Origin of the sequence: Cryobacterium sp. TMT4-10 (assembly GCF_004403275.1) — a bacterium.
Classification (GTDB): domain Bacteria; phylum Actinomycetota; class Actinomycetes; order Actinomycetales; family Microbacteriaceae; genus Cryobacterium; species Cryobacterium shii.
The window spans coordinates 19,475-40,342 of record NZ_SOGU01000079.1 but is presented as its reverse complement, the minus strand read 5'-3'; the positions used below and the strand labels follow the sequence as shown (position 1 = coordinate 40,342).

Genomic DNA, 20,868 nt, shown 5'->3' with positions numbered 1-20,868 from the left:
GGGCTGCGGGCGGGCGCGGACTGCGGGCGGGCGCGGACTGCGGGCGGGCGCGGACTGCGGGCGGGCGCGGACTGCGGGCGCGAGCAACGCAACGGATGCCGCAGCAGCAGCGGGTCGTTCGGTGGCGCCGGGTCCGGGCATCCGTTTGCCACGCTCCTGAACCAATTCGACGGAGATTTTGCCCGAAACTGCCGGTTTCGGGCTCAAACCCGCTTTCAAGAGCAAAATGTCCGTCGAATTCGCACGGAGCCGGGGGCGGTTGAGGGGCGAGTGAGGGGCAGGTCAGGTGAGGGGCAGGGCCACGCGGAAGCGGGTGAAGCCGGGGCGGCTCTCGACCGAGACGTCGCCGTGGTGCGCGGCCACGACGGCCTGGGCGATGGCCAGACCGAGGCCGGTGCTGCCGGTGCCGCGGAAGCGGGAGCTGTCGCCGCGGGCGAAACGCTCGAACAGGGTGGACCGGAGGTTCTCGGGGATGCCGGGGCCGTCATCCGTCACCGTCACGACCGCAAGGTCGTCTGCCACCGAGAGAGCCACTTCGACCGTGGTTTCGGGCGGCGTGTGGATGCGGGCGTTGGCCAGCAGGTTCGCGAAGACCTGGTGCAGCCGGGCGGCATCGCCGGCGATCTGCACCGGTTCGTCCGGCAGGTCCAGGTTCAGCACCCGGTCCCGTCCGGCGGCGTGCGCGTCGCTGACGACGTCCACGAGCAGGCTGGTCAGGTCGACCGGGCCGTGCTCGAGCTCCCGGCCCTCGTCGAGCCGGGCCAGGAGGAGCAGGTCCTCGACCAGGCCGGTCATCCGCACGGACTCGGACTCGATCCGGTCCAGGGCGTGCACGGTATCCGCCGGCAGCTCCTGGCCGGAGCGCCGGGTCAGTTCCGCGTAGCCCCGGATCGAGGCGAGCGGGGTGCGCAACTCGTGGCTGGCGTCGGCGACGAACTGGCGCACCTTTCGCTCACTGGCCTGCCGGGTCTCCAGCGCGACGTCGACGTGGTCGAGCATGCGGTTCAGGGCCGCCCCCACCTGACCGACCTCCGTGCGCGGGTCGGTGTCGGCGGCGGGCACCCGCTCGACCAGGGAGACCTCGCCGTGATCCAGCGGCAGCTCGGACACGCGCGTGGCCGTCTGGGTCACGCGGGCCAGCGGCCGCAGGGCCAGCCGCACGATCAGGGTGGCCAGAACGGCGACGATGAGGATGCCGACCAGGGACACCACCGCGACGATGATGCCCAGCTGGGCGACCGTGTTCTGCACTCCGGCCAGGGGCAGGCCGACCAGGTAGAGGGTGCCGTTGCGGTTCGTGTCCGCCCGGATCCGGTAGCTGCCGGCGTCACCGCCGAGGTCGACCGTGACGGCGGTTTTCTCCTGCATCTGATCGGCCAGGAGCTTGACCTGCCCGGCGGTAAGCGCGATGATCGCGCCGCTCTCCTCCTCGGTGTACCCGGCCGTGATGGTCGAGCCGTCGAAGACCAGCGCGAGGGTGCCGGACTGCTGGGCCGGGCCGCTCAAAATCATTTCCGCCGTCGGCGTGAACGCGGGGGCCTCGTCGTCCGAATCCCGGCGGCCGTCGATGACCACGCCGGAGCGCTCGGAGGCTGAACGCAGCTGCTGGTCGAGCCCGTCGATCAGGGACGCGCGCAGAATGGCGACACTGACCAGGCCGATGGCGATGCTGACCAGCGTGAGGAGGCCGACGACCGCGAGCACGAGCCGGCGGCGGAGCGTCCAGGGCGCGCGGGATCGCCGCGCCCTCGTGCTCGTCATCACGCTGTCTTCAGCATGTAGCCGGCACCGCGCACGGTGTGGATCATCGGCTCACGCCCGGCATCGACCTTCTTGCGCAGATAGGAGATATAGATCTCGACGACGGAGGATTTTCCGCCGAAGTCGTAGCTCCAGACCCGGTCCAGGATCTGCGCCTTACTCAGCACCCGCCGGGGATTGCGCATCAGGAAACGCAGCAATTCGAACTCCGTGGCCGTGAGTTCGATCGCGTCTCCCCCGCGGGACACCTCGTAGCTGTCCTCATCGAGGGTGAGGTCGCCGACCGAGATCCGGGGGTCGTTGGAGTCCGCCACGGCGAGGGTGGAACGGCGGATGAGTCCGCGGAGCCGGGCCACCACCTCCTCCAGGCTGAACGGCTTGGTGACGTAGTCGTCGCCGCCGGCCGTCAGGCCCTTGAGCCGGTCGTCGAGGGAGTCCTTGGCGGTGAGGAAGAGGACGGGGGTTTCGTTGCCGTCCGCGCGGACCCGCTGCAGCACCTGCAGCCCGTCGATGTCGGGCAGCATGATGTCGAGCACGATCGCATCCGGCCTGAATTCCCGGGCGATCGTGAGAGCCTGGCGCCCCTCGGCGGCGGTGCGCACCTCCCAGCCCTCGTAGCGGAGCGCCATCGAGAGCAGATCCGTGAGCGTGGGCTCGTCGTCGACCACCAGGACCCGGATCGGGCTGCCATCCGCTTTGTGGAGGCGCGGTCCACGAACCGCCCGATCATTCTCACGAGTGCTCATATTCTCAGTATTCGGAGTTTTCTATGAGAAACCTATGTGCGCCCTCTGGTGCCGCTGTGAAAAGAGTGATCGCGCCCCTCTCAGCGTTTTCACAGGATGGCGATACCCCCGGAATAGACCGCCTCCCTAGCTTCAGACCGGGAGGCCGGACGGCCCCCGGAACTGGAGACTCATGTTTGTCACTTACCTGCGGTGGGAGCTTGCGGGCCGCCGCAAGCAGACCGCGATCGTCGCGATCGGCATGGCGCTGGCCATCGCCCTGGTCATCATCGTGAACGCGGTGTCCAGCGGCGTGCAACTCGCCCAGGCGACCGTGCTCGGCTCGGTCTACGGCGTGGGCACGGACATCACGGTCAACCTAACCCCGACGGCCCCCGCCGAAGGGGATGCCGCCGGCGGGCCACAGAAGTTCGACTTCGGGGCCGCGGACGGCACGACCGCCGACGGAACGACATCCGTCAGCCAGGCCAGGCTCAGCGCCGGCTGGGGCACCTTCACCTTCGACCAGGCCGCGCTCGGCACGGTCAGCGCGGTCGACAACGTCTCCGCCGCTGCCGCGACCCTGTCCCTCAACAACACGACCTTCAACGGGGCCCTGCCCGGCTCCCAGACGCAGGGCACCCCGCCGGCTGGCGGCGCCACTCCGCCCGACGGCGGTCCGGACGGCGCCGGCGGCAGCTCCTTCAATGTCGACTCCTTTTCCGTGCTGGGTCTGGACCCGGCCGATGAGGCCGTCGGCCCGCTCTCCGCGGTCACCCTCACCGACGGTCGCTCCCTGACCAGCACGGATGCCTGCGCGAACGTCACCGTCCTCGACTCCAGCTACGCCACGACCGCGTCCCTGGCCACGGGTGACACCGTCAGCATCGCCGGCACCGACTTCACCGTCGTCGGCCTCGTCACCGCCGCCACCGCCGACGCCGACACCGCCGCGAACGTCTACATCCCGCTGGACGTGGCCCAGACCCTCTCCGGCCTGACCGGGCAGATCTCCACCGTCTACGTGCAGGCGGCCTCGTCGACGGACATCGCCCAGGTGCAGGCCGACATCGAGAAGGCGCTCCCGCCGCCGCGGTCGACACCCAGGCCGACCTCGCATCCAGCGTCTCCGGGTCGCTCGCCAGCGCCTTCGACCTGGTGAAGAACCTCGGTCTGTGGCTGTCGCTGATCGTGCTGGCGGCGGCGGCGTTCCTGATCGCCATCCTGTCCACCATCTCCGGCGTCACCCGGCGCACCCGTGAATTCGGCACGCTCAAGGCCATCGGCTGGTCCAACGGCAAGATCGTGCGCCAGGTCGCGGACGAATCGCTCGTGCAGGGCCCGCTCGGCGGTGCCGCGGGCATCGCCATCGGTCTGCTCGGCATCCTCGTGATCAACCTGGTCGCCCCGACCCTGACCGCGGGAGCCACCAGCGTGGCCGCGGCCGGTCCCGGCGCCGGCTTCGGTGCCGGTGGACCCGGCGGGGCCGGGCCCGGCTTCGGCGGCGCAGCCCAGGCGGCCGCCACCTCCGACATCGTGCTGAGCGCTCCGGTGACGGCCTCGGTCATCCTGCTGGCGGTCGGCCTGGCCGTTCTGGGCGGGCTGCTGGCCGGCGTGATCGGCGGCTGGCGCGCGTCCCGGCTCCGCCCAGCGGAGGCCCTCCGCAGCATCGCCTGACCACTGCCCGCTTCCGGCTGCGACCGCGGCATCACCTCCGACATCCGCATCAGAATCCCGTCACTTTTTCTTCAGAAGGAACACCACATGTATGAACTATCGAACGTCACCAAGACCTACGAGCAGGGCAAGCGCACGGTGACCGCGCTCAGCGACGTCACCCTGTCGATCCCGGACGGCCAGATGGTGGCCATCCAGGGGCCGACCGGCGGCGGCAAGTCCACCCTGCTGCAGATGCTGGGGGCCCTGGACCGGCCCACCGAGGGAACCATCGAACTCGGTGAGGCGAACCTGTCGAAACTCGGCGACGGCAAGCTCGGGCGGATCCGGGCGAGGGAGATCAGCTTCGTCTTTCAGAGCTTCAACCTGATCCCCACCCTCAGCGCGCAGGATAACGTGGAGACCGCCCTCGCGCTGCTCGGGGTGAGGAGCACGCTCCGGAAGGAGCGGGCGGCCGCTGCGCTCGCATCCGTGGGCCTCGGCGACCGGCTCGGCCACCTCCCCACGGAGCTCTCCGGCCGCCAGCGGCAGAGGGTGGCGATCGCCCGGGCCCTGGTCAAGGAGCCGACCGTGCTCCTGGCCGACGAACCCACCGGCAACCTCGACGAGGAAACCCGCGACGAGATCATGGACCTGCTCGAGGGCCTCTGGCAGGCGCAGGGCCTGACCCTGATCGTGGTCACCCACGACACGGCCGTGGCCCGGCGGGCGCGGCGCCGCCTACTGATCAAGAAGGGCGTGTTGACCGAGGGGGCGTAGCGCGCGGGCCGGGCCGGCCTGTGGCGGCCCGGGTTCGGGTTCGCGGGAGCGAGCAGGCAGAATGGAGACGTGACGGATCAGATGCTCTCCCTGTTCGACGAGGAGCAGCATCCGTCACTTCCCGGCGCCCTGCCGGCCCTCCCTCTGACGCTTCCGCCGGCGTTCCCCCCGGCCGTCGCGCCGCACCTGCGGCGGATCGTCGCCGATTCCACCGACCGGGTGGCGTGGCTGCGGGCCCGCGCGCAGGGCATCACGGCCACGGATGTCGCCAAGCTCGCCACCCCGAAATCCCTGCCGAACGCCGTCTACGACAAAGTCAACGGCAGCAGCTTCAACGGCAACACGTTCACCGACCACGGCCGCGCCCGGGAACCGGAGATCGCGGCCTGGGTGCAGGAGCGCTACGGCATCGAGCCCAGCACTGCCCTCTTCCATGCGGCAGACCACAGGCGGCACCTGGCCACCCCCGACGGGGTCGGCACCGGATCGGGCACCGGTGCGGGCGGCCTCGAACTGGCCGAAATCAAGACGACGAGCAAGGCGTGGCGCAGCATCCCGCGCTCGTATTTGCGCCAGGTCTGGTGGCAGCAGTACGTGCTGGGCGCCGAGCGCACCCTGCTCGTCTGGGAGCAGCACAAGGATTTCGTGCCGATGAACCCGGAGCCCGAGTGCAAGTGGATCGAGCGGGACGAAGAACAGATCGCGATCCTGGTCGGCTACGCGAACGACCTGATCGCACTGCTCAACCAGCAGGCCACGCGGAACCAATAGCCACCGCCGGACGACAGGCCGGGAGAGCCGCCTGGTCGGGGGGGAAACAGGCGGCTCTCCAGCGCCGCTGTCGCGGCCGTGAAGGAACGGAATCGATCGTGCCGCTTCGGGTGCGGCGCGATTCACTCCTGACAAGTGAGTGGCGGCGAGCTGCCTGAGCAGTCCGGGCCGGTCCCCCTTTGTGAGGACAGACTACGTCCACGGGCACCCGGGAATCCAGTCCTCGCAGCCACTGCACAGGGTTCTGCCCACCCCCAGAGAGAGGCACACCCGCCAGGCCACCGAGGTGGGCACGCCGAGGGAGAATGGACAGATGGAATACGCCACGATTCTGCCACCGACCATGCACGCCCTCGTGATCGACCGGCCCGGCGAGGCCGGCGAGCTTCACCTGGCCGAGGTTCCCGCGCCGATCGCCGTGCTCGATGAGCTGATCGTGCGGGTGATCGCCGCCGGAATCAACCCGATCGACGCGAAGACCCGGGCCGGAAAGGGCGTCTCCGCGGCCATCACCGGCTACCCGGCGGTGCTCGGCAACGACTTCAGCGGCATCGTGGTCAGCGCTCCCTACGAACACTTCCCCCTGCAGCCGGGGGACGAGGTGTACGGCATGGCCCGGGTGCCCCGCACCACCGGCAGCTACGCCGAATACCTGCCTGTCTCGGCGCTGAGCGTCACCCGCAAGCCGGCACGGCTCAGTCATGCCGAGGCCGCCGCGGTGCCGGTCGCCGCGCTCACGGCGTGGGGAATGGTCGTGGAGCTGGCCGAGACCGTCCCCGGGCAACGGATGCTCATCCACGCCGGCAGCGGCGGGGTCGGCCACTTCGCCGTGCAGTTCGCCAAGGCCTTCGGCGCGCACGTGACCGCCACCGGGTCCACCCGTAACCTGGAGTTCCTGCGGGAGCTCGGCGCGGACGAGGTCATCGACTACACGACGACGCGTTTCGACGAGGTGGTCTCCGGCCTGGACTCCGTGATCGACCTCATCGGCAACGTGCACGACAACACGGGAACCCGGTCGCTATCCATGCTGCGGCCCGGCGGCATCCTGGTGAACGCGCCGACCGGGAGCTGGCCGACCATGGCCGCGGAGGCCGCGGCGGCCGGCATCCGGGCCACCGGTTACAAGGTCGCCGCCTCCGGCCGCACCCTGGACTTCATCACCGAACTCATCGACGACGGCATCGTGCGGGTGCACGTGGACCGGGTGTTCGACCTGGCCGACGGCGCCGCAGCGCACCGGCTGCTCGAGACCGGCCACACCCGCGGCAAGATCGTGCTGCGGGTCGCGGACGCCGCCGAGACGTCCGAGATGTCCGAGACGTCCGAGACGTCCGAGGCTTCCACCACTTCCGCACCCGCCGGGCCTCGCCCGTGAGCGGCGACGGCCCGTCCCTGGTCTGGTTCCGCGACGATCTGCGCCTCGCGGACAACCCCGCTCTGCAGGCCGCCCTCGAGCGCGGCGAGCCGATCGTGGCCGTGTACGTGCTGGACGAGGAGTCCGCCGGCGTGCGACCGCTCGGCGGCGCGGCCCGGTGGTGGCTTCACGGGAGCCTTCTCTCGCTGGCCGACTCGCTGGAACGCCTCGGCGGCCGGCTGACTCTGCGCCGGGGACCGGCCGAGCGCGTGATCGGCGAGCTGGCGGCATCCGTCGGCGCCGGCGCCGCGTTCTGGAACCGACGCTACGGCCGGGCCGAGCGCGAGGTGGACACCCGGATCAAGGCCGGCCTGCTGGCAGCCGGAACCGAGACCCGCAGCTTCGCGGGCTCGCTCCTGTTCGAACCGTGGACGATCCAGACCGGCCAGGGCGGGTCATACTCGGTCTTCACCCCGTTCTGGCGGGCTTGCACGGCCGGCCCGCCGCCCCGCGCGCCGTACCCCGCGCCGGAGGCGATCCCCGGACTCGCGGCCGACGTCCCCTCCGACGCCCTCGAGGACTGGGCGCTGCTGCCGACCCGGCCAGACTGGGCCGGCGGACTGAGGGAAGCCTGGCAGCCGGGCGAAGAGTCCGCGCACCGCCTGCTCGATACTTTTCTCCGGGACTCGCTCCCCCGCTACGGCGCCGAGCGCGACCAGCCGGCCCAGGCCGTTACCTCGCGCCTGTCGCCCCACCTCCGCTGGGGCGAGATCAGCCCATTCCAAATCTGGCATGCGACCGAATGGGCCCGGACCGGCCTGACCGGGAACGCCCAGTCCAGCGCGACGCGTTTTCTCACCGAGGTCGGCTGGCGCGAGTTCAGCTACCACGTGCTCTTCAACGCCCCCGACCTCGCGACCGAGAACCTGCGGCCCGAGTTCGACGCCTTCCCCTGGCCCTCGCTGGACGAGCGCGCGCTGGCGCGCTGGCAGCAGGGCCGCACCGGCATCCCCCTCGTCGACGCCGGGATGCGCGAACTGTGGCGCACCGGCAGCATGCACAACCGTGTGCGCATGGTGGCGGCGTCGTTCCTGATCAAGAACCTCCTGATCGACTGGCGCCTCGGCGAACAGTGGTTCTGGGACACCCTCGTCGACGCCGACGCGGCCAGCAACCCGTTCGGCTGGCAGTGGGTGGCCGGGTCGGGCGCCGACGCCGCACCCTATTTCCGGGTCTTCAACCCCGAGCTGCAGGCGAAGAAGTTCGATCCCCACGGGGAATACATCCGTCAGAACGTGCCCGAATACGGCACGGATGCCTACCCCGCCCCGATCGTCGACCTCGGTGAGACGAGGCGGGCGGCCCTCGCCGCCTACGAGCAGATCAAGGGGATGAAGGAGCAGGCGATCGCGGCCCGCGCGGCCGCCGGCGCCGAGACCGAAACCGTCTAGAGCGCCCGCTCGAGCACGAAGTCGTCCTCGTACCGTCCGCCCACCAGGAAGCGTTTCTCGCCGACCGTGGCGAACCCGTTCTTCTGGTAGAACCGGATGGCCCGCGCGTTCTCCTGGTTGACGCCGAGCCAGCTGCCGGCCGCCCCGCGTGCCCGGGCCGCCTCCAGCGTCGCCGCCATCAGGGGCGCGGCCACCCCGCGGCCGTGCGTCTCGGCGCGCAGGTAGCACTTGCTCAGTTCCACGGTGGGACGGATGCCGATGGCCGCGCGCACGTCGGCGTCGGCCGGTTCCGCGAATACGAGCATCGTGTACCCCAGCATCACCCCGCCCTCCTCGGCCACGAGGATCAGGCGCTCGGGATCGGCCAGGTAGGCGTCGAAGTTGCCCTCCGCGAGCACGTCGCGCAGGAACGCGGCGATGGCCTCGGCCGTGGTGTGCGGCGGGCAGGCGAGCCCGAACGTGGCGGCGGCCAGCTCGGCCAGCACCGCGGCATCCGTCGCCGTCGCCGTGCGAATCTCGATCATCGTCCCACCCTATCGACGCCCCCACCGCACGTACTTCACGCGAGAGCGGGTGAATCGTCGGTCTGGCCAGGCCAAAACGACGATTCACCCGATCTCGCGGGAGGGCGATGCCTACAGGTAGCGGACGTACGCGCCGACGGTGAGGAAGGTCGGGAACTCGGGCTCGAGAGCGGATGCCCGGAACACCTCGAGGGCGTCGTCGAACCGGTCGCCCGGCGTGCGCTGCAGTCCCCCGAACACCTCGTCGACCTGCTCGGCGATCCAATCCTCGTCGATCCGGATCCCCTCGGCGGTGACCGAGTTCTCGTGCACCCACTGCCAGATCTGCGAGCGGGAGATCTCCGCGGTCGCGGCGTCCTCCATCAGGTTGTCGATGGCCGCAGCGCCCACGCCGCGCAGCCAGGACTCGATGTAGCGCAGTCCGATCGAGATGTTGCCGCGCACGCCGGCCGCGGTGATCTCGCCGCCGATGGACTCCACGTCGAGCAGTTCGGCCGCCGTGACGCGCACGTCGTCCCTGGTGCGGTCGAGCTGGTTCGGCTTGTTGCCGAGCACCCGGTCGAACTCGGCCTGCGCGGTCGTGATCAGGTCCGGGTGGGCCACCCAGGTACCGTCGAAGCCGTCGCCGGCCTCCCGCTTCTTGTCCTCGGCGACCTGGGAGAGGGCCCGGGCGGTGACCTCGGGGTCGCGACGGTTCGGGATGAACGCGCTCATGCCGCCGATGGCATACGCGCGACGTCGGTGACAGGTCGACACCAGCAGCTCGGTGTAGGCGCGCATGATCGGCACGGTCATCGTGATCTGCTTGCGGTCGGGGAACACGAAGCGGCGCCCGCGCGCGCGGAAGGTCTTGATGATGCTGAAGATGTAGTCCCAGCGGCCGGCGTTGAGCCCGGCGCAGTGGTCGCGCAGCTCGTAGAGGATCTCCTCCATCTCGAATGCCGCCTGGATCGTCTCGATCAGGACGGTCGCCCGGATGGTGCCGTAGTCGATGCCGAGACGGTCTTCGGAGTGGCTGAAGATGTCGTCCCAGAGGCGGGCCTCGAGGTGACTCTCCAGCTTCGGCAGGTAGAAGTACGGGCCGCTGCCGCCCTCGATCAGGCGCTTCGCGTTGTGGAAGAGGTAGAGCCCGAAGTCGACCAGGCTGCCCGACGCGTTCATCCGGCGGTTCGCGCGGTCGACGAAGGTCAGGTTCTTCTCGACCAGGTGCCAGCCGCGGGGACGCATCACGATCGTGGGCGTGGCGCCGGTGGCGTCACCCGTGACGGCGTACTTCTTGCCTTCCGGGGTTTCGAAGCTCAGCTGTCCGCGCACCTGGTCGAACAGCGTGATCTGGCCCTCGATCACGTTCGCCCAGGTGGGGCTGGTGGCGTCCTCCTGGTCGGCCAGCCACACCTTCGCGCCGGAGTTCAGCGCGTTGATGGCCATCTTGCGGTCGGTCGGTCCGGTGATCTCGACGCGGCGGTCGACCAGTCCCGGGCCCGCGCCGGCGACGTGCCAGCTCGGGTCGCGCCGGATGTGCGCGGTCTCGGTCAGGAATTCGGGGTCGCGCCCATTGGAGGCATCCACGCGCTTCCGCAGTCGAGTGGCCAGCAGGTCGTGCCGCGTGCCGGCGAACCGGTCGTGCAGGTCGCCCAGGAACTCGAGCGCTTCGGGGGTGAGGATCTCCTCGTACCGCGGCCCGAGATCGCCGGTGATCTCGAGGTGCGGCTGGATGGTGGCGAAGCTGCCGGTGTTCGTTCTCGTGCGGTCGGACGTCGCCGGGGCCGGGGTGTTCATGGGCTGATCTCCTTCAAGAGTGTTGGGCCGGGCCGCGCGCTCCCGGCCAATCGGCCGGGTGTGCGGGAATGAGCTGTGCCTTGGATCCACTCTGGGCCCGCCGACGGTGCAGCAGCCCGCCCTCGGTAACAGAAGAATTCCATTTCTTCTACCCCTGAGAAGTTTTCCGTGAGGTGTGTGACTATGGGGAAATGGTCATCGTCGATCCAGCCCTCCGTCCGTCCCTGTCCGCGGCCCCTGCCGAGGAGGAAGGGCTCGACGCCCTCACCCTGGGCCGGCGCATCCGGGAAGTGCGCACGTCGCGGCGGATGACGCTCGACGCCCTCGCGGCGGCGATCGACCGGGCCCCGTCCCAGGTCTCGATGATCGAGAACGGCAAGCGCGAACCGCGACTGTCGATGCTGCGCACCATTGCCGGAGCCCTCGGCACCACCGTCGACGACCTGTTGAAGACGGATGCCCCGTCCGAACGAGCCGCCCTCGAAATCGCCGTCGAGCGGGCCCAGCGGGGTCCCGTGTTCACCGCCCTCGGACTGCCGCATATCCGCGTTGGCCGGGGAACCAGCGACGAAACCCTGCAGACGCTGCTCAGCCTGCACGGCGAGATTCTGCGCCTGCACCGGGAACGGGCGGCGACCCCGGAAGAGGCCAGGCGGGCCAATGTGGAGCTGCGCGCCACCATGCGGGCCAAGGACAATTACTTCCCCGAGCTCGAGGCGCAGGCGCAGCGGCTGCTCGCCGCGGTGGGCCACACCGGCGGGCCGGTCTCCCACCAGGTCGTGGCCGACATGGCCACGCACCTCGGCTATTCGCTGCACTACGTCGGCGACCTGCCGAACTCGACCCGGTCGGTCACGGACAAGCGCAACCACCGCATCTACCTGCCGACGGAGCACTCCGCGTCCCGCGACTCGCGCTCGCCCATCCTGCAGGCGTTCGCCACCCTGCTCTGCGAACACGAAGAACCCGAAAACTATGCTGAATTTCTGGCCCAGCGGGTGGAGACCAACTACCTGACCGCGGCCATCCTGCTGCCGGAAAAAGACACCGTGAAACTGCTCACCGAGGCGAAGAACCTGCGCCGCATCTCGATGGAAGACCTGCGCGACGCGTTCGCGGTCTCCTACGAGACGGCCGCGCACCGGTTCACCAACCTCGCCACGGCCAGGCTGGACATCCCGGTGCACTTCATGAAGGTGCACGAGTCCGGCACCATGATCAAGGCGTACGAGAACGATTCGGTGCGCTTCCCCAGCGACGCGCTCGGCGCGGTTGAGGGCTCGACGGTCTGCCGCAACTGGACGGCTCGGACGGTCTTCCATGTGGCCGACCGGTTCAGCCCCTGGTACCAGTACACCGACACCCCGAGCGGGACCTTCTGGTGCACGTCCCGGATCGAGAAGGCCAAGGAGGGCGACTACTCGGTCAGCGTGGGCGTGCCGTTCACGCACGTGAAGTGGTTCCGCGGCCGCGAGACGAACAACCGGGCGGTGTCCCGCTGCCCCGACGAGTCCTGCTGCCGCCGCGCCCCCGACGAGCTGTCGGAGCGGTGGTCCGGCCAGTCGTGGCCGGCCGCGCGCACACCGACGAGCCTGCTGGCCGCGCTCCCCACCGGCACCTTCCCCGGCGTCGACCAGACCGAGGTGTTCCAGTTCCTGGAGGGGCACGCCCCGGCGAGCTGAGCGGCCGGCGCCGTCGCTGTCGCGGCGCAGGGTGTGGACGCAGGCGCAGGCTAGAACCCGCGCCCGCGTCCCGAGGGTGCGCCGCGAGGCCAGAGGACCCGGCCGGGCCCCGACTGGCATGATGTACGGGTAGCAGCGCCGCGACGAGCAGAGGACGAAACCGTGGGCACGACCATTTTCGAACGAGCCAGGCCCGCCGCATCCGTCATCGACGAGGCCCTCGCCCGCACCCGCCAGGCCCCGTTCTGGCTCGACGACGTTGCGCCGCAGACGAGCCGCCCGCGGCTCACGGCCGACCTGGACTGCGACCTGGCCATCGTCGGCGGCGGCTACCTGGGCCTCTGGACCGCGGTGCTCGCCAAACGGCAGGACCCGGGCGCGCGGGTGGTCCTGCTCGAGGCGCGCACGATCGGCTGGGCCGCCTCCGGGCGCAACGGCGGCTTCTGCGAGGCGAGCCTGACCCACGGGGAGGAGAACGGCCGGCGCCGCTGGCCGCGGGAGATCGACCGGCTGACCGAGCTGGGGCTGGAGAACCTCGACGAGATCGAGCGCGCGGTCGCCGAGCTCGGCCTGGACTGCGATTTCGAACGCACCGGGGCCATCGACCTGGCCGTCGAGAAGCACCAGGTCGACTGGCTCCGCGCGGAGCCCACGAACGATGACACCGTGTTTCTGGATGCCGCGGCGCTGCACGCCGAGGTCGACTCGCCCACCTACCTGGCCGGAGTGTGGCACAAGCGCACGAACGCCCTCGTTCACCCCGGCAAGCTGGCCACCGAGCTGGCCCGCGTGGCCACCGGGCTCGGAGTCGAGATCTTCGAGCACACCCCGGTCACGGGCCTCGACACGCAGGGGCTGTCCCCGGCGCAGGGCACCCGGCTGCGCACCGAGGCTGGTGTAGTGCGCGCGCGGAAGACCGCGCTGGCGACGAACGTCTTCCCGTCGCTGTTGGCGCGGAACCGTCTCGCCACGGTGCCCGTGTACGACTACGTGCTGATGAGCGAGCCGCTCAGCGCGGAACAGCTCGCCGCGATCAACTGGCAGAACCGGCAGGGGCTGAGCGACCTGGCCAACCAGTTCCACTACTACCGGCTGAGCGCGGACAACCGCATCCTGTTCGGCGGCTATGACGCCATCTACCACTTCGGCGCCCGGGTGCGCGGCGGCTACGAGAACCGGCCGGAGAGCTTCCGGCGCCTGGCCAGCCACTTCCTCACCACGTTCCCGCAGCTGGCCGGGCTGCGGTTCAGCCACCGCTGGGCCGGCGCCATCGACACCTCCACCCGGTTCTGCGCCTTCTTCGGAACGGCCCGCGCCGGCCGGATCAGCTACGCGGCCGGGTTCACCGGCCTCGGCGTGGGTGCCACCCATTTCGCGGCGAAGGTCATTCTCGACCAGCTCGCCGGCCGGCAGACCGAGCGCACGCAACTGGAGATGGTGCGCGGGCGCGCCCTGCCGTTCCCGCCGGAACCGCTGGCCTCGATGGGCATCCAGACCACGCGCTGGTCGCTCGACCGCGCCGACCACAACGAGGGTCGCCGCAATCTCATCCTGAAGACGCTCGACGCGCTGGGCCTCGGCTTCGACTCCTAGCCCGCGCCGCGCATCCGTGGGTCGCCAGCCCCAGCGTCAGCCCGCCCTAACGAATTCGACGGAGATTTTGCCGAAAACCGGCCCCAGCAGTCCGGAAACGGGCTTTTAGCGCAAAATCTCCGTCGAATTGGTTCAGGGACGGGCGGGAGGACGGACCGACCGACGGCGCCTAGACCGCGGCGGGCTGCGGGTCGGGCAGGCGGTGCAGCGCGTCCACGAGGGGGGCGAGCTCCGGCTTCTGCTCCGCGGCGGCGAGCGCCGCGGCGAGGGTCTCGTCATAGACCGGGCGGGCCGAGCCCAGCAGGGTCTGGCCGGCATCCGTCAACTCGGTGTAGATGCCGCGCCGGTCGTCGGCACAGAGGATGCGGGTCAGCAGCCCCCGGTCTTCGAGCCGGTTCACCAGGCGGGTGGTGGCACTACTGCTGAGGGCGGCCGCTCCGGCGAGCTGCTGCATCCGCATGTGCCAGCCGTGCTGGCGGCTGAGGGCGTCCAGCACGGTGAATTCGACCACGGACAGCTCGGCGGCATCCTGCAGGGCCCGCTCGAGCTCGATCTCGATCAGCGCGTGCAGGGAGGCGAGCGTGCGCCAGCCCTGAGCGCGCACCTCGACGGCGTCGTCTTCGATGCCCATGGTGGCTCCAAACCGGTCGGGAAAAACAAGTAGTTGCTTGCGCCGAGACCTAGCGTGTGCAAATATAAGTAACGCGCCTGCAACTAACAGCGTACGCAGCATATCCGCGTAAGTACAGTTCTCAAGGAGTTCCTCCCATACCCATTGGCCTTTTCGCCCTCGCCCTCGGAGGGTTCGGCATCGGACTCACCGAGTTCGTCATCATGGGCATCCTGCCCGACCTCGCCGCCGATTTCGGGATCAGCGAGGCCGCGGCCGGCTGGCTGATCTCCGGCTACGCCCTGAGCGTGGTCGTCGGCACCCTCGGTCTGACCGCCGCCGTGACCCGGCTGCCGCGCAAGAAGGTGCTGATCGCCCTGATGGTCCTGTTCATCCTCGGCAACCTGATCAGCGCACTCGCCCCGACCTACGCCCTGATGATGCTCGGCCGGGTGGTCGCCGCACTCTGCCACGGCGCGTTCTTCGGCATCGGCTCCGTGCTCGCCGCCGACATGGTGGCACCGACGAAGAAGTCCGGGGCGATCGCGATCATGTTCACCGGCCTGACCGTCGCCAACGTGCTCGGCGTGCCCTTCGGCACCCTGCTCGGCCAGAACCTCGGCTGGCGCGCCACGTTCTGGGCGATCACCCTGATCGGCGTGATCGCGCTGGTCGGAATCGCGACCCTCGTGCCGCAGATCGAGCACGCCACCGACCAGAACGGCGGTCTCCGCGGCGAGCTGAGAGCCTTCCGCTCCGGCCAGGTCTGGCTGTCCATCGCCGTCACGGTGCTCGGCTACGGGGGCATGTTCGGGGCGTTCACCTACATCGCGTTCACCCTGACCGAGGTCAGCGGCCTCGCGGCATCCACTGTGCCGTTCCTGTTGATACTCTTCGGCGTGGGTCTCTTCATCGGCAATATCGTCGGCGGCAAGGCGGCGGACCGTTCCGTCGACACGACCCTGATCGTGCTGCTGGCGGCCCTGACGGTGGTTCTCGTCTTCTTCGCGCTGACCGTCCGCAGCCAGGTCGCAACGATCGCATCGCTTCTGCTCCTCGGCGGGTTCGGCTTCGCCACGGTTCCCGGCCTGCAGATGCGCGTGATGAGCTACGCCAGCGCGGCGCCCACCCTGGCCTCCGGCGCCAACATCGCCGCCTTCAACCTCGGCAACACGCTCGGCGCCTGGCTCGGCGGCCTGACCATCACGATCGGGCTGGCTACACCTCGCCGATCTGGGCCGGGGCCGGCGTGACGGTGCTCGGCCTGGTCGTCATGGTCGCTGCGGCGCGCGGCGCCCGGCTGACCCGCCGCCGGGTGGCATCCGTCGCCCTGCCGGTGACGGCTCCCGTCGCGGCTCAGGTTGTGGACGCGGGCGCGCGGTAGAACCTGAGCCCGCGGCCGCAGGGTGCGCCGCGACATCCGTGGGTTCGAAACGACGGATGCCGGCGGCGCGCCTCAGGCCTCCCGGGTGATCTCCACCGTGACGAACAGTTCCGACCCGCTCGTCCCCGAGAACACGCCGCGCAGCGGGGGCACGTCGTTGTAATCGCGGCCCCGTCCGACGGCCACGTGCCGGTCGCCGATGTCGATCGAGTTGGTCGGGTCGTAGCCGCGCCAGTCGCCGCAGAACCACTCGACCCACGCGTGGGACTCGCCCCGGATGGTCTCGCCGATGCCGGCATCCGGCCGCGAGTGCAGGTAGCCGGACACGTACCGGGCGGGAATGCCCGCCGACCGCAGCGCTCCCAGCGCGATGTGGGTGATGTCCTGGCACACGCCGCGCTTGTCGCTCCACGATTCCCGGGCGGTGGAGTGCACGCCCGTGACGCCCTGCACGTACTGCATCTGGTCCCCGATGGCGGCGCAGATCTCCAGCGCGGCGTCGCAGGGGCTCGCGCGGCGGGCCACGATCTCGGCGGCCAGCGCAGCGACATCCTCCGGCGGGTCGGTCAGCCGGGTCTGCCGCGCGTGCTCCACCGTGATGGTGCTGCGCCGGCTCGCGGCCGCCAGTTCCGGCCAGCCCTGCGGATGCGCCAGGTGGGTGCGCGGCCGCACCTCCACCAGGCTGGTGGCCGTGAGCGTGAGCTCGGTGTACGGGGTGAGCACCTCGAAGCTCGACACCTGCGTGCCCCAGTAGTCGAGGTAGCCGTGGTTGCTCGACACCGGCGAGATCTCGAGCCCGGCGTACAGCACGAACTGGTCCGGCGAGCTGACCGGCAGCATCCTCGCCTCGTTGTAGGAGGCGCCCACCTCGCCCTGGTACCGGTAGCCGGTCACGTGCCGGATCCGCAGCCGGTTCACGACGCCTCCCCGGTCCAGGTCGGCACGGTGCTCGTGGGGAAATACCGGTCGCCGATGGCTTCCGAGGCGGCGCTGGTGGCCTCCTGCACGGCGTCCATCTGCGCGGACAGGTCGTTCAGGATATCCATGATCGGCCGATATTCCAGCTGGCTGCGGATCCGGCCCAGCTCCCGCTGCGCCTGGTCGGACACGCCGACGCGGTCCGTGCGGGTCTCCATGTCGCGCCGGCACTGCTCCGCCCGGGAGAGGGAGAACACGATCGAGCGGGGGGAACAGTCGATCCAGCAGCAGGAACTCGGCCGCGTTCCGGGCCGAGGGCACCCCCCGGTAGGTGCGCAGGTAGGACTCGTACGCGCCGCAGGAGCGCAGGATCGTGGTCCACGAGGGCCCGCTGGCCTCGGTCAGCGACCGGGTGGCCAGCAGCCGGGCGGTCATGTCCGCCTGCTCGAGGCTGCGACCCAGGTTGAAGAACTGCCACGCCTCGTCCCGGCTGACCCCGGACTCCACGATGCCCACGGCGAGCACCGAGCGCTCGCGCACCCAGCCGAAGAAGTCGTGCGTCTTCTCGCCGGCGACCTTGCGGGGCATCCTTGCGCTGGTCGTATTCAGGCACTCCCACAGTTCCGTCGGCACGATCTCCCTGACCCGCCTGGCGTTCTCCCGGGCCGCGGTGACCGAATAGGCGATCGAGGCCGGATGAAGGCGGTCGACGGCCAGCGTGGCGAGCACGTCCTTGCGGGTCAGCAACCGGTCGGTCGGCGCGGCGCTCCCCATCAGATGCAGCAGGGACTGACAGGCGAGGTTCTCCTCGATCCACGGGTCTTCGAGCAACAGTTGGAGGTGCACGTCGAGGATGCGCGCCGTGCCGTCGCTGCGCTCGATGTAGCGTCCAATCCAGAACAGGCTTTCCGCGATGCGGCTCAACATTCTCACCCCTCTCTCTCCCCGGCCGGCGCGGTCGACGCCTGCTGCTGCTGTTGCTGCTGCTCGTTGTCGCCGACGGGCTTGTCCTGCGGCGAGTGGTCCACGGCGTGCGCGACCCCGGTCGAGCGCACGTTGGCGGCCTGGCCGGCGACCAGTCCCTGGATGGAGCGCCCGGGCCCCTCGGTGAAGGAATCCGGTTCCGTGCCGATCACCCAGGTGTCCTTGGACCCGCCGCCCTGGCTGGAGTTGACCACGAGCTCCCCCTCGGGCAGCGCGACCCGGGTGAGTCCGCCCGGCAGCACCCAGACATCCGTGCCGTCGTTCACGGCGAACGGTCGCAGGTCGGCGTGCCGCGGCCGCATGCCCGCGTCCACGAGGGTGGGGATGGTGGAGAGTTGCACGACCGGCTGCGCGATCCAGCCACGCGGGTCCTTCAGCAGCTGCGCCGGCAGGGTGTCCAGCTCGGCGGCGGATGCCGCGGGCCCGACCAGGAGCCCCTTGCCGCCCGACCCGTCGACGGGCTTGACCACGAGCTCGCCGAGCCGGTCCAGTACCTCCTCGAGGGCCAGCGGATCTTCGAGCCGCCAGGTGTCGACGTTGGGGATGACGGCGTCCTCGCCGAGGTAGTACCGGATCAGCTCGGGCAGGTAGGTGTAGACCAGCTTGTCGTCGGCGACCCCGTTGCCGACGGCGTTGGCGATGGTGACGTTGCCGAGCCGGGCGGCCATCAGGATGCCCGGCGACCCCAGTTGGGAATCGGCCCGGAACTGCGGCGGGTCCAGGAATTCGTCGTCGACGCGACGGTAGATCACGTCGACCCGGGTGGGCCCGGCGGTGGTGCGCATCCAGACCCGGCCGCCGGAGCAGAACAGGTCCCGCCCCTCGACGAGCTCGACTCCCATCAGCCGGGCCAGCAGGGTGTGCTCGAAGTAGGCGGAGTTGAAGACGCCCGGGGTGAGCACGACCACGTTGGGGTCGTCGATCCCCGCCGGGGCCGAGGCGCGGAGGGCCTGAAGCAGCTTGTTCGGGTAGTCCCCGACCGGGCGCACGCGCATCGAGGCGAACAGCTCCGGCAGGGTCTGGGCCATCACGCGGCGGTTGGAGATGACGTAGCTCACCCCGCTGGGCACCCGCACGTTGTCCTCGAGCACTCGCCAGGCTCCCCGCTCGTCCCGGATCAGGTCGATCCCCGACACCTGGATGCGCACGTTGTTCGCCGAGACGATGCCGGCCGCCTGCCGGTGGAAGTGACTCGACGAACTGATCAGACCGGCCGGGATGACGCCGTCATGCACCGCGGCCTGGGGTCCGTAGATGTCCGCGAGGAACGCCTCGAGTGCCCGCACCCGCTGTTTGATCCCGGATTCGACCGTGACCCACTCCTGCTGCTCGATCACGCGCGGCACCGCGTCCAGCGGGAACGGCCGCTCCTCCCCCGCGAAGTCGAACGTGACCCCCTGGGCGAGATAGCTGCTCGCCAGGGCATCCGTGCGGCCCCGGAGCTCTTTCTGCGTCATTTTCGCCAGGGCCGCATACACGTCCTTATAGGCCGTGCGCGCCTCCACCGGCGTGAGCGAGGTGAGGTCGGGGAACATTTCGTCCCAGGCGCTCGGCGCGCCGTTTTTCAATCGAAGGGATGCGGTCGTGCCGTAGCCCGTGAACAGGTCAACCATTCCGGGAGCGTAGCGGGGTGGTATTGCCGGGATATTTCAGCGAAATGACGGCCAGATTGTATGCAAAACTCCCCATTTCGGGACACAAATGGGCAGAAGCCGGGGTTCACACAGGCGATTCACCCCCGGCATTGCATACAGTGAAACCATTCAGAGCGGAGGGTGGGCAACGTGAAGGCATTCCTTCCCACCGGCGACGCCTTCGGGGATGCGTTCGGGGATGCGTTCGGGGATGCGTTCGGGGATGCGTTCGGGTCGTTTCCCGACGCGGGTTCACCCGCCGAGGGCGACGAGCCGGTGCCCTCCGACGGATTCCGCGCCACCGCCCTGGTCGACGTGCGCGGACTCCAGATCGTTCGGGGCCCCCGAACGGATGCCTCGATCCTCGCCACCGGGATCTCGCTGTCGCTGGCGCACGGGGAGGTCCTCGGGCTGGTCGGCGACGTCGGTTCCGGTGCCACCGAGATCGCCAGGGCCATCGCGGGACGGCTGTCCGCTCCGGACCGGATCGTCGCCGGCTCCATCCTGTTGGACGGCACAGAACTGGTGGGTATCAAGGGCCGGGCCCTCGAACGACTCCGCGGAACCACGATGGCCCTGGTCCCCGCGGACGCGACGACCCGGCTCGCGCCGCACCGCGCCATCGGGCGGCAGCTCACCCGCCCGCTCCGGCGCACCCTGGGCCTGTCCCGGGCGGCCGCCACCCGGCGAATGCTGGAAAACCTCGACCGGGCGAGAGTCGAGGACCCCCGGCACGCATCGACCCTCCTCCCCGGGCAGCTCCCCCGGCTCACCCTGCACCGGGTGCTGATCGCCGACGCCGTCGCGTGCGGGCCGGGCCTCCTGATCGTCGACGACCGGGGAGCCGCGCCAGGCACGGCGGCGGACGCGGCCGGGCAGGCGGCGGAGGACGCGGCCGCAGACGCAACCATCGCCGCGCTCTACCGCGGCCTCCGGCAGGAGCGCGCACTGGCCATGATCGTCGTGTCCCGCAACCTGGGAGACGCCGTGGCCGGCTGCGACCGGGTGGCCGTGCTCGACGCAGGACGGATCGTCGAACAGGGGTCGAGGGCCGAGATCGTCAGCGCGCCGCAGCATCCGCGCACCCGCCAGCTGCTCGCCACCGCGCGCGCCCACCCCGCCTGCCCCCCTGGTCTCTGCCCCCCTGCCCCCCTGATCCTCCTGCCCCTCCTGCCCCTCCTGATCCTCGGCGAGAAATCCGCCGAGCCGTGAGAAGCGACCCTTAAAAACGCCGGAAAGGGGGCGGAACTCACGGCTCG

General features: G+C 70.1%; 16 protein-coding genes and 2 pseudogenes. 10 read left to right on the top strand and 8 right to left on the bottom strand.

The window, feature by feature from the left end; translation table 11 throughout:
* Positions 1-282 precede the first annotated feature (282 nt).
* Together E3T42_RS10790 and E3T42_RS10785 are read right to left on the bottom strand one after the other, a co-directional pair.
* Complete coding sequence (locus E3T42_RS10790; protein WP_134365674.1) at positions 283-1,761, bottom strand: cell wall metabolism sensor histidine kinase WalK; 1,479 nt, start codon at positions 1,759-1,761, stop codon at positions 283-285.
* A complete protein-coding gene (locus E3T42_RS10785) occupies positions 1,761-2,507 on the bottom strand; it encodes a response regulator transcription factor (RefSeq protein WP_134365675.1) in 747 nt (248 codons plus the stop codon). Before E3T42_RS10785 ends, E3T42_RS10790 begins: the two co-directional genes overlap by 1 nt.
* A 172-nt stretch (positions 2,508-2,679) precedes the next feature.
* Here E3T42_RS10785 and E3T42_RS10780 point away from each other — a divergent pair, with 172 nt between their 5' ends.
* From E3T42_RS10780 to E3T42_RS10760, 6 genes are all read left to right on the top strand, one after another.
* On the top strand, positions 2,680-3,648 hold the full coding sequence (locus tag E3T42_RS10780; RefSeq protein WP_370262278.1) for an ABC transporter permease: 969 nt from the start codon (positions 2,680-2,682) through the stop codon (positions 3,646-3,648).
* Entirely contained in the window at positions 3,645-4,163 is a 519-nt protein-coding gene (locus E3T42_RS17650; RefSeq protein WP_370262276.1) for an FtsX-like permease family protein, read from the top strand. Before E3T42_RS10780 ends, E3T42_RS17650 begins: the two co-directional genes overlap by 4 nt.
* An 87-nt stretch (positions 4,164-4,250) precedes the next feature.
* Complete coding sequence (locus E3T42_RS10775) at positions 4,251-4,922, top strand: ABC transporter ATP-binding protein (RefSeq protein WP_134402995.1); 672 nt, start codon at positions 4,251-4,253, stop codon at positions 4,920-4,922.
* 69 nt (positions 4,923-4,991) lie between these two features.
* On the top strand, positions 4,992-5,693 hold the full coding sequence (locus E3T42_RS10770) for a YqaJ viral recombinase family protein (RefSeq protein ID WP_241976043.1): 702 nt from the start codon (positions 4,992-4,994) through the stop codon (positions 5,691-5,693).
* Positions 5,694-6,006: 313 nt separating this feature from the next.
* The gene (locus tag E3T42_RS10765; protein ID WP_241976041.1) at positions 6,007-7,071 is read left to right on the top strand and encodes an NADP-dependent oxidoreductase; all 1,065 of its coding nucleotides are present in this window, start codon (positions 6,007-6,009) and stop codon (positions 7,069-7,071) included.
* The gene (locus E3T42_RS10760; RefSeq protein ID WP_134402994.1) at positions 7,068-8,501 is read left to right on the top strand and encodes a deoxyribodipyrimidine photo-lyase; all 1,434 of its coding nucleotides are present in this window, start codon (positions 7,068-7,070) and stop codon (positions 8,499-8,501) included. The genes E3T42_RS10765 and E3T42_RS10760 overlap by 4 nt, the downstream gene beginning before the upstream one ends.
* On the opposite strand, the gene E3T42_RS10755 is transcribed toward E3T42_RS10760, so the two are convergent.
* Both E3T42_RS10755 and aceB read right to left on the bottom strand, forming a co-directional pair.
* A complete protein-coding gene (locus tag E3T42_RS10755; protein ID WP_134402993.1) occupies positions 8,498-9,025 on the bottom strand; it encodes a GNAT family N-acetyltransferase in 528 nt (175 codons plus the stop codon). The genes E3T42_RS10760 and E3T42_RS10755 overlap by 4 nt on opposite strands.
* Positions 9,026-9,136: 111 nt before the next feature.
* Positions 9,137-10,804, bottom strand: a complete 1,668-nt coding sequence (aceB, locus tag E3T42_RS10750; protein ID WP_134365680.1) for a malate synthase A — start codon at positions 10,802-10,804, stop codon at positions 9,137-9,139.
* Between the two features lie 191 nt (positions 10,805-10,995).
* Here aceB and E3T42_RS10745 point away from each other — a divergent pair, with 191 nt between their 5' ends.
* Both E3T42_RS10745 and E3T42_RS10740 read left to right on the top strand, forming a co-directional pair.
* Positions 10,996-12,486, top strand: a complete 1,491-nt coding sequence (locus E3T42_RS10745; protein WP_134365681.1) for a helix-turn-helix transcriptional regulator — start codon at positions 10,996-10,998, stop codon at positions 12,484-12,486.
* Between the two features lie 162 nt (positions 12,487-12,648).
* Positions 12,649-14,079 (top strand): FAD-binding oxidoreductase, encoded by a 1,431-nt coding sequence (locus tag E3T42_RS10740; protein WP_134402992.1) that lies wholly within the window; start codon positions 12,649-12,651, stop codon positions 14,077-14,079.
* 169 nt (positions 14,080-14,248) lie between these two features.
* On the opposite strand, the gene E3T42_RS10735 is transcribed toward E3T42_RS10740, so the two are convergent.
* The gene (locus tag E3T42_RS10735; RefSeq protein ID WP_134402991.1) at positions 14,249-14,710 is read right to left on the bottom strand and encodes a MarR family winged helix-turn-helix transcriptional regulator; all 462 of its coding nucleotides are present in this window, start codon (positions 14,708-14,710) and stop codon (positions 14,249-14,251) included.
* A 137-nt stretch (positions 14,711-14,847) separates the two neighbouring features.
* On the opposite strand from E3T42_RS10735, the pseudogene E3T42_RS10730 reads away from it, so the two are divergent.
* Positions 14,848-16,073 (top strand): annotated as a pseudogene (locus tag E3T42_RS10730) (MFS transporter).
* A 72-nt stretch (positions 16,074-16,145) separates the two neighbouring features.
* Here the strand turns inward: E3T42_RS10730 and E3T42_RS10725 are convergent.
* The 3 genes and pseudogenes from E3T42_RS10725 to E3T42_RS10715 form a co-directional block, all read right to left on the bottom strand.
* Positions 16,146-16,991, bottom strand: a complete 846-nt coding sequence (locus E3T42_RS10725) for a transglutaminase family protein (protein WP_134365684.1) — start codon at positions 16,989-16,991, stop codon at positions 16,146-16,148.
* A pseudogene (locus E3T42_RS10720) lies at positions 16,988-17,918 on the bottom strand (alpha-E domain-containing protein). The gene E3T42_RS10725 and the pseudogene E3T42_RS10720 overlap by 4 nt, the downstream one beginning before the upstream one ends.
* 2 nt (positions 17,919-17,920) lie before the next feature.
* On the bottom strand, positions 17,921-19,588 hold the full coding sequence (locus tag E3T42_RS10715; protein WP_134402990.1) for a circularly permuted type 2 ATP-grasp protein: 1,668 nt from the start codon (positions 19,586-19,588) through the stop codon (positions 17,921-17,923).
* A gap of 171 nt (positions 19,589-19,759) precedes the next feature.
* Here E3T42_RS10715 and E3T42_RS10710 point away from each other — a divergent pair, with 171 nt between their 5' ends.
* On the top strand, positions 19,760-20,821 hold the full coding sequence (locus E3T42_RS10710; RefSeq protein WP_166789096.1) for an ATP-binding cassette domain-containing protein: 1,062 nt from the start codon (positions 19,760-19,762) through the stop codon (positions 20,819-20,821).
* The last annotated feature ends 47 nt before the right edge of the window (positions 20,822-20,868 follow it).